We start from the raw sequence: 259 nt of genomic DNA, 5'->3' as shown, positions 1-259 counted from the left end.
CGCTCGGGCCGCCGCGACCGCGGCCGCGCTCGGCGCGTCGGGATCGGCTCCGGCATAGCCGTCGCCCATATCGGTGAGCGCGACGCTGACCCGGTCGACCGCCGCGAACAGCGGTCCGCCAGCAGCCGAGGACGCGACCTGCGCCGGCGAGGAGGCGACGGGCGCCCCGACCGAAGCGCTCTGCCAGTCGCCGTTCTCGACGACGGCATGGACCGCCGTCTGCTCGTAGAGCCGTCCCGAGGCATCGATATGCGAGGGG

Annotated in this window: 1 protein-coding gene; it reads right to left on the bottom strand. The window is 74.9% G+C overall.

Annotated features, from left to right (window positions below; genetic code table 11):
* Positions 1-259, bottom strand: a 259-nt coding sequence (locus CVH10_RS26160) for a hypothetical protein (RefSeq protein ID WP_219924989.1), incomplete at both ends; no start/stop codon positions are given.

It is taken from the genome of Halomonas sp. ND22Bw (genome assembly GCF_003011945.1).
Lineage (GTDB): Bacteria > Pseudomonadota > Gammaproteobacteria > Pseudomonadales > Halomonadaceae > Halomonas > Halomonas halophila.
This window is presented reverse-complemented; position numbering and strand designations above follow the sequence as displayed.